Annotated in this window: 13 protein-coding genes and 1 pseudogene; 9 read left to right on the top strand and 5 right to left on the bottom strand. The window is 24.8% G+C overall.

Going from position 1 to position 12,933, the window contains the following annotated elements; all coding sequences use genetic code 4:
- Window positions 1–30: 30 nt before the first annotated feature.
- Window positions 31–576 carry a hypothetical protein gene (locus tag AACK89_RS01935; RefSeq protein WP_338959069.1) on the bottom strand — a complete coding sequence of 182 codons (546 nt, stop codon included), beginning with the start codon at window positions 574–576 and terminating at the stop codon, window positions 31–33.
- 102 nt (window positions 577–678) lie between these two features.
- Between AACK89_RS01935 and AACK89_RS01930 the strand changes: the two genes are divergently transcribed.
- The gene (locus AACK89_RS01930) at window positions 679–1,161 is read left to right on the top strand and encodes a hypothetical protein (RefSeq protein ID WP_338960869.1); all 483 of its coding nucleotides are present in this window, start codon (window positions 679–681) and stop codon (window positions 1,159–1,161) included.
- Between the two features lie 7 nt (window positions 1,162–1,168).
- Here AACK89_RS01930 and AACK89_RS01925 read toward each other — a convergent pair whose 3' ends face one another.
- The 3 genes from AACK89_RS01925 to AACK89_RS01920 all read right to left on the bottom strand — a co-directional run bounded on the left by AACK89_RS01925 (window position 1,169) and on the right by AACK89_RS01920 (window position 4,934).
- Window positions 1,169–3,796 carry a valine--tRNA ligase gene (locus AACK89_RS01925; protein ID WP_338975925.1) on the bottom strand — a complete coding sequence of 876 codons (2,628 nt, stop codon included), beginning with the start codon at window positions 3,794–3,796 and terminating at the stop codon, window positions 1,169–1,171.
- A 275-nt stretch (window positions 3,797–4,071) separates the two neighbouring features.
- Window positions 4,072–4,740 (bottom strand): hypothetical protein, encoded by a 669-nt coding sequence (locus AACK89_RS07650; RefSeq protein WP_422397454.1) that lies wholly within the window; start codon window positions 4,738–4,740, stop codon window positions 4,072–4,074.
- A gap of 53 nt (window positions 4,741–4,793) precedes the next feature.
- Window positions 4,794–4,934: a hypothetical protein gene (locus AACK89_RS01920; RefSeq protein WP_281748171.1), complete on the bottom strand. Its 141-nt coding sequence runs from the start codon at window positions 4,932–4,934 to the stop codon at window positions 4,794–4,796.
- 392 nt (window positions 4,935–5,326) lie between these two features.
- On the opposite strand from AACK89_RS01920, the gene AACK89_RS01915 reads away from it, so the two are divergent.
- Window positions 5,327–5,926: a BspA family leucine-rich repeat surface protein gene (locus AACK89_RS01915; protein WP_338973956.1), complete on the top strand. Its 600-nt coding sequence runs from the start codon at window positions 5,327–5,329 to the stop codon at window positions 5,924–5,926.
- Window positions 5,927–6,098: 172 nt separating this feature from the next.
- A pseudogene (locus AACK89_RS01910) lies at window positions 6,099–7,197 on the top strand (IS3 family transposase).
- A gap of 102 nt (window positions 7,198–7,299) precedes the next feature.
- Here the strand turns inward: AACK89_RS01910 and AACK89_RS01905 are convergent.
- Window positions 7,300–8,538, bottom strand: a complete 1,239-nt coding sequence (locus AACK89_RS01905) for an IS256 family transposase (protein WP_338979262.1) — start codon at window positions 8,536–8,538, stop codon at window positions 7,300–7,302.
- A gap of 350 nt (window positions 8,539–8,888) precedes the next feature.
- On the opposite strand from AACK89_RS01905, the gene AACK89_RS01900 reads away from it, so the two are divergent.
- The 6 genes from AACK89_RS01900 to rpsI all read left to right on the top strand — a co-directional run bounded on the left by AACK89_RS01900 (window position 8,889) and on the right by rpsI (window position 12,810).
- Window positions 8,889–9,263, top strand: a complete 375-nt coding sequence (locus AACK89_RS01900) for a hypothetical protein (RefSeq protein ID WP_338960394.1) — start codon at window positions 8,889–8,891, stop codon at window positions 9,261–9,263.
- Between the two features lie 209 nt (window positions 9,264–9,472).
- Window positions 9,473–9,664, top strand: a complete 192-nt coding sequence (locus AACK89_RS01895; RefSeq protein ID WP_338978605.1) for a hypothetical protein — start codon at window positions 9,473–9,475, stop codon at window positions 9,662–9,664.
- Window positions 9,665–9,666: 2 nt separating this feature from the next.
- The gene (locus AACK89_RS01890; RefSeq protein ID WP_338978906.1) at window positions 9,667–10,560 is read left to right on the top strand and encodes a hypothetical protein; all 894 of its coding nucleotides are present in this window, start codon (window positions 9,667–9,669) and stop codon (window positions 10,558–10,560) included.
- Between the two features lie 169 nt (window positions 10,561–10,729).
- Window positions 10,730–11,653 (top strand): hypothetical protein, encoded by a 924-nt coding sequence (locus AACK89_RS01885; RefSeq protein ID WP_338978905.1) that lies wholly within the window; start codon window positions 10,730–10,732, stop codon window positions 11,651–11,653.
- A 302-nt stretch (window positions 11,654–11,955) separates the two neighbouring features.
- Window positions 11,956–12,396 (top strand): 50S ribosomal protein L13, encoded by a 441-nt coding sequence (gene rplM, locus AACK89_RS01880; RefSeq protein WP_252319876.1) that lies wholly within the window; start codon window positions 11,956–11,958, stop codon window positions 12,394–12,396.
- A 6-nt stretch (window positions 12,397–12,402) separates the two neighbouring features.
- Complete coding sequence (gene rpsI, locus AACK89_RS01875; RefSeq protein ID WP_281748548.1) at window positions 12,403–12,810, top strand: 30S ribosomal protein S9; 408 nt, start codon at window positions 12,403–12,405, stop codon at window positions 12,808–12,810.
- The last annotated feature ends 123 nt before the right edge of the window (window positions 12,811–12,933 follow it).

The raw sequence follows: 12,933 nt of genomic DNA, 5'->3' as shown, positions 1-12,933 counted from the left end.
AAACTAATAAAGCATGATAAGTAAACATCATTAAAAACTAATAAATTTATGCATCAATTGTATATATTTTCTTTTTGTGGTTATTAATAATTTTTCTAAATTCTCTAACAATTGTTTTGCATTTAAATTTTTTTTATTAAATAATAATAATACTTTTTTGGCATCTTGACTATTTAAACCTAAATTAATTAAAGGCTCTAAAGTAATAGTATAACGGGAATAATATTTAATAGCATTATTTCTTGGTGATAATATTAATTTATAATTTTCACTAATATTTTGATTTAGATTTAATGCCAAAATGTCAAAATAAACATTAGAAATATTCAAAGTATTAATTAAATTAATAATACTTATTTTTGAATTAAGAATTTTAACATAATATTTATTTCGTATACATAAATCTTCTCTAATTGGTAAATGTTCTTTAATTTCAACAGTAATAGTAATAATTTTTGTATCATTTTTTTCCTTACTAACTATTTCATTTTCATTAAAATTTTTAATCAACTTTAATACAACTAATCCATTACTTGCAAGAAAAAGAATTGTCAATGTTATAATTAATAATCTCATTTAATTTCACCTCAATAATTATTAAAAATGAGATAAGCAATTTCCTTTTTTTATTTTTTTTAATATAATAAAATAAAAAAGATAATTCAAAGGCTGATAATAATGACAAAAATAAAAACTGATGGTAAGAAATGAGAAAATAATTTTATAAAAATAATTAAAAATAAAACATTTATTAAATGATGCAAATATAATTCTATTATATTAATATTAGGAACTTCATTAATACTAAATATTATTTATATCCCAAAATTCTTAAATGGTACTACTAATCAAAATAGCATTACTACTAATATTGAAATTACAGCTATCAACGGCAAGGAAACTATCCTTGAAAAAACTAATTATATTACTACTTTTAATACACTTGGTAATTTATTAAGTGCTTGTTCTAATGATTTTACTGTTGAAAAAAGTCAATTGGGAAGATTTTTGGTTGCTGTAAAAGGTAAAAAAGGTACTCAAGAAGATAAAAAATTTTGATACATTGAGCATTGAAATGGTAAAGAATTTATTGATTTTTCAGTAGGTATTGATGATATTAAATTGGAAAATAATGAAATTTTTCAACTTGAATTAAAATAAAAGTTTTTTATAATTCTTTAATCTTGGCATTGATTAATTTTTTTTGATTTTGATACTTTTCTAATTTCTGCTTTTCTATTTCAACTTTTGTTGGTGGTGCCTTTGCTAAAAATTGTTGGTTATTTAAAATATCTTTACTACGTTTTATTTCATTTTCAATATAAACTAATTCCCCTTTTAATTTTGCTAATTGTTCTTCTTTATTAAATAAATTTGAAACATTAATTTCTATTACTGCTGAATTAATAATTTTAATTATTTTATTATTAACAGACAACGGACTATCACTAATAGTAACAATTTGACTATTAGTTAATTGTAATAAATAAGGATTTAAAGTATTTTTTTCTACTTCAAAAAAAGAATTAGTCGTATTGATATGAATAGTTAACGGTAATTTTAAAGATAAATTAAGTTCTTTACGAATTTCTCGAATATTACCAATAATTTCAATTAATATTTCAACAAATTGTGTTACAACTTTTGTTTTTTCCATAACTTTAACTTTAGGAAACTTATTTGTTAAAATGCTATTTTTATACCCCATTTCTTCATAAATTGCTTCTGTAATAAAGGGAATAAAGGGATGAACCATAATAATAATTTGCTGTAAAACATAATATAATGTTTGTAATGAGTTACTTTGTTGCTCTTGATTTTGTAAATTAACTTTATTTAATTCAATATATCAAGAACAATATTTATTTCATATAAAATTTGATAGTGCTTTAACTACTAAAACAAATTCATATTTTTCCATATATTGCTCTACATAAATAATCAATTGATTAAGTTCTTGTAAAATTCATTGATCAATAAATGATAACGAATTATTATAGACAATATTTTCATCCAATTGAAACTTATCATCAATATTCATTAGCACATAACGTGCAGCGTTTCATAACTTATTATTGAAATTTCAAGCTGACTCAACTTTAGTAATACTAAATCTTAAATCTTGACCGGGAGCACAATTGCTAACTAAAAAGTAACGTAAAGCATCCGCACCATACTTTTTAATAACTTCCATTGGATCAATTCCATTATTTAATGATTTTGACATTTTTCTACCTTGTTCATCACGAATTAAACCATGAATTAAAACATTAGTAAATGGTTTTTGATTAGTAAATTTTCAACCCATAAACATCATTCGTGCAACTCAAAAAAATAAAATATCATAAGCAGTAACTAATACTGATATTGGATAATATTTTTGCAAATCAACATTTTTTTGTGGTCAACCCAAGGTTACAAAAGGTCATAAACCGCTAGAAAATCATGTATCTAATACGTCTGATTCTTGAATATAATCGTTAATTGGTGATGGTGGGTTAGTATCAACATAAATTTTCTTAGTTTTTTTATGATATCAAACCGGAAGCGAATGACCCCATCACAATTGACGGGAAATACATCAATCTTGAATATTATTTAATCACTGCAAAAGTTGTTGTTCAAATAATATTGGATGAAAATCAATCTTTGTTTTCTTATTTTTTTGTTTATCAATAATCATTTCAACTAATGGTTTCATTTTTATGAATCATTGTTGTGATAAATATGGTTCAATAATAGCGTTACTTCTTTCTGAATAACCAACTTGATGAAGATGGTCTTCAACCTTTACAACTAAATTTTCTTTTCTTAATTGTTCAACTAATTGTTTACGACATACCATTCGATCTTGATTAATATATGATTGTGCTAATTCATTCATAGTTCCATCAACATTCATACAAATAGGCATTGCTAAATTGTGACGTAATGCAATTTCATAGTCATTAGCATCATGAGCCGGTGTACATTTCATAGCACCCGTTCCAAAATTCATATCAACATAATCATCAGCAATGACTTTAATTAACATTTTATTAGCCGGATTAATAACCATTTTACCAATAAATTGTAAATAACGTTTATCTTTACTATTTACAACTATACACTGATCAGCAAACATTGTTTCTGGTCTGGTAGTAGCAATAGTAATAAATTCACTACTATTTTCTATAAAATATTTTAAATAATACATTTTTCCTTTTGTTTCATGATAATTTACTTCAATATTAGAAATAGCGGTTTTTAATTCTGGATCTCAATTTACTATCTTTTTTCCTCTATAAACTAAACCTTCTTTATATAACTTTACAAATACTTCATTAACTGCTTGTTTAACATTTTCATCTAAAGTAAATACTTCATGCGAATAATCTAATGCTAAACCAAGTTTTGCTCACTGTTTTCTTATGTTTTGTGCATATTCTGTTTTTCATTTTCATGCTTGTTGTAAAAATTTATCTTTACCTAATTCTTGCAAATTAAGTTTTTGTTCTTCTTTAATACGTTGTGCAACTTTAACTTGTGTGGCAATGCCAGCATGATCCATACCGGGTATAAATAAAGTATTAAATCCTTGTAAACGTTTATAACGAATTAATAAATCTTGGATAGTACTATCTCAAGCATGACCTAAATGTAAAAGTCCGGTTACATTGGGTGGTGGTAAGATAATAGAAAATGTAGGATTAATAGAACTAACATTTGCCTTAAATAATCCAGATTTTACTCATTGTTGATAACGATCCTTTTCAATTTCAATATGATTATATTTTTTGTTTAAATTTCTATTCATTTGTTATACTCCTTTTTAAAATAAAAAAACATTCCACAAATAGGAACGTTTTTTAACGCGGTACCATCCTAATTCATTTACAAAGTAAATGCACTTAATTATTATTTAAATTACTAATAATATAAGTTACCTTCAAATTAAACTTGCTTAGTTTACAGCAACCACTAAGTCTCTAAATTACCATTTAATTTTACTCTTTTATATTTTAAATTAATTATGTATTTTATTTTACATTGTTAATTTTAAAAAACAAGACATTTGAGAAAAGAAAAAATCTAAATATTAAAATTATCTTTTTTAAAAACAGGAGTTGATGTTTTCATAGACTGCATGCAGTCTAATTTATTTTTTATATTTTGATCAAAATCACACAATAAAGGAGTATCATCTTTTTTTATTGTCTTTTTTTGATATGCTTGTTTTTCTAATAATTTTATTTTTCTTTGTTCTGGTGTTAAGTTATTTCACCATTTTTTTGCCTCATTTTTAACAACATCTACTTGTTTGGGGGTTAAAGTATTTCATCATTGTTTTGGATTTTTGATTATTTGTTCTCTTTGTTGATTAAATCAATCAATAACTTTTTGATAATCTTCCTTTAAAATTGATTCTTCATGTATTAAAACTTCATCTAAAATACTAGATAATATTTCACTATCCTCTAATATCTTTTGTTCATCATTTATAGCTTTTGATTTTGACTTATCAAAATCAATAAAAATTTCTTTTATTTTAATATTTTTTCACTTTTTAATATCATCTCTTTTATTAAAAATTGCATGAGGTATATTAATTTCATAATCATAAAAAAAAGTTCTTTTATTTCATGCATAAGTGAATCCTAATTTTTCATAAAATTCACCGACAGTAGCATTAGTTGGATCTGATAATAAAATAAGGTTTTCGATATTATTGCTATGACATATCTCAAAAATTTTGTAAATAAGTAAACTACCATATTGTTGCTTACGATATTTTTCTTCAATAAATATACTTTCTAAAATATCTTCTTTTTTTCTAAATCAATAATAAGTAATGCGTCACCAATTTTATTACTAAATTCATCAATTAATAATAAACTTTTTATACTTGGATTATTTAAATTATTAGTAATAATAACTTCTCTGCCGTTTGCCATATTTTAACTTCTTTCTAATAAATTCAATATAAAACTTGACTTTAAACGCAATGAACCTAATATATAATATTTTTTTAATTAATTTAATAAAAACAAAAAAACTAATATAGGTAAAACTATCTATACTAGTAATTAACAGTTATTAAATTAATTTAATAATATCATAAAATATCTTTTTTTAAAAAAAACAAATTGTATGCAAAAAATATATTATATAACTTTTTTATTACATTTAACCTTACTAATAACATAAAATTTTTTCCTAATATTTATATATTTTTATTTCTATCATAAACTAAACACTTATTGCATTTATTTTTAAACGACTTAAAATATAAATTAACTTCTTAAACTTAAGAAGTTATTGGGGAAAAACAAAAAAGGAGATCTTAATGAAAATATTAATCAAAACATTAAGTGTTTTAACACTTGCAACAACCACAGGTAATTTAACTAGTTTCTTAAACACTATCAAACAAAATACTAATATTACACAAAATAAAATACAACAAGATACAATTTATATTGACAAAACAGGAACAAAAGTAGAAACAAATAAAAAAGATTTATCAAATATAGATAGTAAAGAAATTATTCAAATCGGATTTTTTGAAAATGGAATTAGAGAAATTCAAGCTGTTAAAATGCCAAGAATAGTTGAAAAAGTACCAGATCAATTACCAACAAAAATTACTTCTTTAAGTAATATGTTTGCTGATAATCTAACATTTGATCAAAACATATCTTCTTGAAATATATCAAATATAGTAGATATGAGTTATATGTTTTATGATGCAAAAAAATTTAATCAAGACATTTCAAAGTGAAATACTTCAAAAGTAACAAATATGATGGGAATGTTTTGAAATGCAAAAAAATTTAATCAGAACCTTTCAGCATGAAATGTAGAAAAAGTTAATAATTTTGATCTTTTTGCTACTAATTCAGGAATTGATAGCCGAAGTAAATGACCAAAATTTAAGTATCATTAATTTTTAAAAATAAATCAAAACAAGCCTAATTAGGCTTGTTTATTTTGTAAATATTTTTTAAAATTTAAATAATTTCTTTATAAACAAATATTTTTTTGGATAGGTTACACTTTATTGGACACTAATTACGTAGACAAGTGAACAAATTAGTTAAAAGAAAGGAACTATAATTATGGCCAATATTAACTCATATACCGATGAATTTAAAAAACAAATAGTAGCTTTATATCAAAGCGGTAAGTCAGTGTCTTGTCTTGCTAAAGAGTACAATGTTACAAGAGCAGCTACTTATAATTGAATTAAGCAATTTACTAATTCAGGCAGTTTTAAAACTAAAGATAATCGTTCTATTGAAGAAAATGAATTAATTAAATTAAGAAAAGAATTAAAACAGTTACGAATGGAAAATGATATTTTAAAGCAAGCAGCACTAATAATAGGCAGAAAATAGAAATTATTGCTAAAAATAAAGTTAAATATAAAATTCGCACAATGTGTCGTTTTTTAAAACTTTCTAAATCAACATATTATTTTAATTTAAAGGAAAAAGAAAAAAACAAAATAATATTTATGATGAAGCTGTTATTAGTGCTTTTAAAAAAAATAAAGAAGTTTATGGAACAAGAAGATTAAAAGTTGTTCTAAAAGAAAAGAATATTTATTTGTCACGCAGAAAAATTAAAGAAATTATGTTTATTCATAATTTAATATCAAAATACACTAAATTATCATTCAAAAATCATCATAATAAAGTCAACGATAGTCAAATAACCAATATCGTTAATAGAAACTTTAATAATAGGCTTAAAAATGAAGTTATTGTTAGTGATTTAACTTATGTTCAAGTTAATGGTAAATGAAACTATATTTGCCTATTAATTGACCTATTTAACCGCGAAATTATTGGACATAGTGTAGGTACTAAAAAAGATGCATCATTAGTACATCAAGCATTTATGCACTCAAATCGTTGTTTAAAAGATATTCAAATATTTCATAGTGATCGCGGTAATGAATTTAATAATAAAATTATTGATAAACTTTTACTAGCATTCAATATTAATCGCTCTTTAAGCAAAAAAGGTTGTCCTTATGATAACGCTGTTGCTGAAGCAACTTTTAAAACTTTCAAAATTGAATTTATTAATGATAAAAATTTTACATCATTAATCCAATTAAAATTAGAATTATTTGATTACATCAACTGATATAACAACATAAGAATTCACAGCACTTTAAACTACTTAACTCCAGTTAATTATCAAAAATAAATGTCTACCAAAAAATAGTCCTAAAAAGGGTTGCCATTCCATTTTTCCATCGGCAAAATTGAGGCTTTTTAATAATCTGTGTATCTTTGTTTTACAAAGTTACTAATTTAGATTAATTCTGTCTTCAAATTTTATCATAAAATGAGCAATTGCTGTATTTCAATTTTGAATAGGCAATGTTCATTTTTTTGTTATATTTTCAATTGCCAAGTAAAATATTTTGAAAACTGCCATATCATTAGGAAAAACTTTTTTATTTCCGATGATTTTTCGTAATTGACTATTAACAGATTCAATAGCATTTGTAGTATAAATCACTCTTTTGATTTCTACTGGATAACTAATAAAAACCATTAAATTATCTCAATTTTTATATCAAGATTTAGTAATTTGAGGATATTGTTTATTTCATTTACTTTCAAACGATTCTAAAGCTTGCATTGCTTGTTCTTCACTACATGCACTATAAATTGGTTTTAAATCTGCAACTAGACCTTTTCGATGTTTGTATGAAACATATTTTAAACTATTTCTAATTTGATGAACAATGCATAATTGATGTTCTGTTTTAGGATAAACTGATTGTATTGCTTCTGACATGCCTGTTAAATTATCACTACAAGCAATAAGAATATCATTTAAGCCACGATTTTTCATTTCTGTGAAATTAGATAATCAAAACTTAGAACCTTCATTTTCACTAATTCATAATCCTAAAACATCTTTTTTGCCTTCTAAATCAACTCCTAATGCTATATAAACTGATTTGTTAATAATCCGTTTATCTTGTCGTACTTTAACTACTATACAATCAAAATAAACAATAGGATAAATACTTTCTAATGGTCGATTTTGTCATGCTTTAACATCATCAATAACATCATCAGTAATTTGACTAATAACACTTTCACTAATATCAGCACCATGATATAACTCTTGCAACTGCATTCTAATGTCAGATAATGTCATTCCTTTTGCATACAAGGAAAGAACTTGTTGATCAAAACCATCAAATCTTCTTTGCCTTTTAGGAACTATTACAGGAGTAAAATTACTATTGCGATCTCTTGGTACATCAATTTCAATTTTACCTTGTTGAGTTATTAATTTTTTTGAACTTGTACCATTACGAGCATTTTCAGTAGTACTATGTTGATTTTTTTCATATCCTAAATAATTTTGCATTTCAGAATTCAACATTTTTTCAACTAATCTTTTTGTTAATTCTTTATATAAACCGCCAGGTTTAAAAACTGTTGTTAAATCTTCAGTATTTTCTAGTAATAAATCTACTGCTTTTGATATTGGATCATTATTATTAAAGTTATCTTTTTTAGCCATCTGTAACTCACTCTTTCTAGTCATTTAATTATATTTACTAGAATTAATTAAACATAGTTATTTTTGTAAGTTACACAGATTACTAAACATTTCCTATTTTTTAGTTTGGTTTTTGTTTTACCTTTATTAGGATAGACTTTTACCAGTTGTTAATACTTTGGTACAAACTATTTATATGCAGTATTTAAGTTCTTTTGCTGGATTACATACTGTGACACTTTTTATTAAGTCGTTCTTTTATGATAGTTTATACACTTTACCTTTGCCTATTCTTGCTTTAATAAATGTTAGTTTTGTATTTTATTTAATTTTAGGATTATTTAGATTTACAAGACATTAGGAGTGAAATTATGTTTATACCTTTTATTACAACCGTTATGCAATTATTTGCTTCAATTTTTATGAAGTTTTTTAGTTTTCCACTTGGTGATTTAGGTTTTAATTTAGGTACGTTAATGATATTTTTGATTTTGCTTAGATTTGCATTTAGGGTTATTTTACCCGAGTTGATGTTGCCAACATTAGGGTTAGGATATGCTGTTAAGTTTATTGGTAAAAGTTCTGTTTCTTTGGGTGTTGGTACTGGTCAACAAATTGCTAAGAGTTATCAGAGACGTGTTGAAAAAGTAAAAACAAGAAATAAACAACAAGGTAAGTTTAAAGGTGGTGCTGGCGGTAATAAGTTTACTGGTAGTTCAACTCGTGACTTTGGTATTGGTGATTAATTATGTCTAATTTTGTTTTTAGTATATTGCATTTTATTTTTATATTTTCTAGTAAAGATATTCAAATATTTTTAAATCAACCAAATATTACTAATGAAGTTTATATTTTGTTTAATTTGACTTTTTGATTGGTATTGGGTGTATTTTTTAATTTTATTTATCGTGCTATTAAATTTGTTTTTAGGTCATTGTTTGGGTAGGTGTTAAGTATGAGTGTTTTAGAAATTTACAATAAAATACATCAATGTATAGTTGACTATTGAACTATGTTTATAGGTAATCCAGTTGATGATTTTACTACTATTTTATGAAATTTAGTAATTTATGGAACTCAGTTTTTTATTGGATTTGTTTTGTTTTATGGTTCATGGTGAATTTTAAAATGTTTATTTGGTAAATAATTATGTGATTTAAGTTTGCAAAATTATTTTTTGTTGTAAATACTTCTGTTCAAGCACCAACTAGTTTAATTGCTTCAAATGACCCTAATATTGTTAATTATGATATTACAAAAGAAATGGTTAAACATGTTAAATACCATAGTTTTGATGATTGAGCAACAATTCCATGAAATTCTGCTTATTTTGATGTTGACCAACCGGATTTAAAATTAGTAAGTGGTGAATTTATTGGTAATCAGGGTACTTATATATGTTTTTATTATAGTGATACAGTTTGTGTTCCGTCACAAGAGATAAATATGGGGTCTGGTGTTTATACTTTTAATAGAAAACAATTGGATGAATTTTCACGTATTATGTTTAATCATAATTATGTTGCAGAAAAGAATACTAATCGTTTGAATTTTGTTAATGCTGATAGGAGAGTTATAAATTTTCAAACACAGTTAAATTTTGAAATTGATAAACCTTTAAGTTTTTATATTCAAGGTTTTATGTTTTATTTTGAATATGAATATTTTAAAACTTTTACTGCTAATTTTGTTTTTAGTTTTTTAGATAATGTTGGTGATACAAAGTATGTTTTTAAAGGTAAGGTTGATAATGATATTTATCAGCAAGATTTATATAATTTTGTTACTATGCCTATTCGTGTTCCAAATTTAAGACATTTAACAGTATTTTTTGATGTTCATGGTGATTCATTTTCACATATGTCACCACGGTTAAATTTTGGTCAAATTAATATTTTTTCAAGTGAGAAAGTACCCCAGTACCACCAAATAGTCCTTTTAATCCTGAGTATGAGCGTGTTAGTTGATATGATGTTTTTGGTCATTTGCGTAATTCTTTTAGGTGAGTACTTTATGGCGTTGTTGGTAAAGTTTTACCAGTAGAACCATTAAGAGAGTTTTTTACTAAACTTGACGGATTATTGAGACGTATTTTTGATGATACTATTAGTTCTGTTTTAAATGTTGATTTTACTAGTGGTTTAGAACAAGTTTTAACATTGTGAGTATTTTTAAAAGCAGTTGGGTTTTTAGTTGGTTAGGAGTTGAAATAATGCCTTGATATGGTTATGTTCTTTTAGGACTTTTATTATTAATAATATTGTATCCATTTTTAATAACTAGAAAAAATATAAAGATATTACAACGTGTAGGTAGTTATATTATTTCTGCACCTCCAAGAACTGGTAAATCTGCTCTTGCTTGTTGTTTAGCACAAAAACATAAAGGTAGAGTAGTAAGTCCTATTCCTATTAAAGTACGTAATGAATATAGTTATCGTTGTTCTTATGATGATGTTTTTAAATTTAATCAATTAAATAGTAATTATGCTTTTAAAGAGTGTGATATGGTTGTTTTAGATGAGTTAGGTTTGAAAATTAATAGTAATGATTTGTCACCCGAATTTAAAGAAACACAAGAAAGTTTAGGAATGTTTTGTAAGTTAATAGGTCATAATTTTAATGGAATTATGTATATGATTGAACAACACCCCGATAGAATACCAAAACAAGCACGTGAAAAAGTGGAATATATTGTGCAAGTTAAAAAAATGCGTATTTTGTTATTTTTAGTTAAGTTTAAACTAAATATTTATACTAATGTTGATGATTATAATAAAGTTGTATTATCTAAAAGACAAACAAAGCAAATAATTAAACGTGGTGGATTACCACCTAGTTATAGTGGTGAAACTATGACTTTTAGTTTATGATTTCCTAAGTCTTATTTACAAAGATATAATAGTCGTGCTTTAAATTATATTCATTCTTTAAAGAGTGAATTAAGTAATGTTAAAGACTATGAACAATCACAAGCATTAGATTTTACTGTTGATGATATTAGAGCAGTAGGATTAGATAAGTTGGATAATATATTACAAACTGAAAAGAAAGAAACTGAAAATACTGTATGCCGTACTTGTTATTATAGAAATAAATATTCTAAGAAAAATAAGAAAGATGTTAAAATAGAGTAAACCTATATTATTGGTCGAAGCCAACCAGAACCTTGGTTGGTTGGCCGTGGCGTTTACGCCACTGGGGTAAGTTGCGAAGCAACTAGGGGCAACGCCCCTATATACTAGAATTATTTTTAAAAAATAAATATTTTTATAAGAGTTAGTTATAACTTTTAATTATTTATTTTGTAATCGATAATTTTGTGTAAAAATAATTATTAAATCTTTGATAATACTTGTTTTTTTAAATAAGTTTCTATATAATTATTAATGCTTTAAGCAATGTAGTCCCGGTAAAATTACACTGTAAGGAGAAAAAAATGCGTCAAACAACAATGAATTTCAGTAACATTGAAAAAAAGTGATATGTTATTGATGCCAGTGGTTTAATTTTAGGACGTCTTGCAACTAAAGTTGCAATGATATTGCGTGGTAAAAATAAACCTTCATTTACACCACATTTAGATTGTGGAGATTATATCATTATTATTAATGCAAACAAAATTAAATTAACAGGTAATAAATTACAAGATAAGAAGTATTATAACCATTCACAATATCCTGGTGGATTACGTGTACGTAATGCACAAAGTATGATTGCTAAAGATGCTTCTGAATTAGTAGAGATAGCGATTAAAGGTATGCTACCAAATACTACCTTAGGTCGTAAGCAATTTACACATCTTCATGTTTATAACCATGATCAACATCAACATCAAGCCCAAAACCCCGAAGTTTTAATATTAGGCCAAGAGGAGTAGACTTTTATGACAACATCTAATAAACCCGTAACTTATTCAAGTTCAGGCGGACGTAAAACGTCAACTGCCCGTGTTCATTTAAAAAATACTGGTCAATCAAAAATATTAATTAATGGTTTTGAGCCTTTAAAATATTTAGAACAAGAAATCTTAGTTCAAGATATGTTATTACCTTTAAAAGTAACTAATACGTTAGAAAACTTTGAAATTAATATCAAAGTTGAAGGTGGCGGAAGAACTGGTCAAGCTGGTGCAGCACGTTTAGCTTTATCTAATGTTTTAGTTAAGGTGTCAGAAGATTATCGAACATTATTAAGACAATTTGGATTATTAACTCGTGATGCACGTAAGAAAGAACGTAAAAAATATGGTTTAAAAGCAGCCAGAAAAGCACCACAATTTTCAAAACGTTAATATAATAAAAAAAGAGTCTCAGACTCTTTTTTTATTATTTTTATAGTATTACTAGAATTTTATATATTATTTTTGCTTATAATTTATTTTTTTATTTAAATAACTTTCTTTTTTTAATTTGTA

It is taken from the genome of Spiroplasma endosymbiont of Panzeria rudis, from assembly GCF_964019705.1.
Classification (GTDB): Bacteria; Bacillota_I; Bacilli_A; order Mycoplasmatales; family VBWQ01; genus Spiroplasma_E; species Spiroplasma_E ixodetis_A.
Note: the sequence above shows the minus strand (reverse complement) of the source record. Positions and strands in the feature narration are given on the sequence as shown.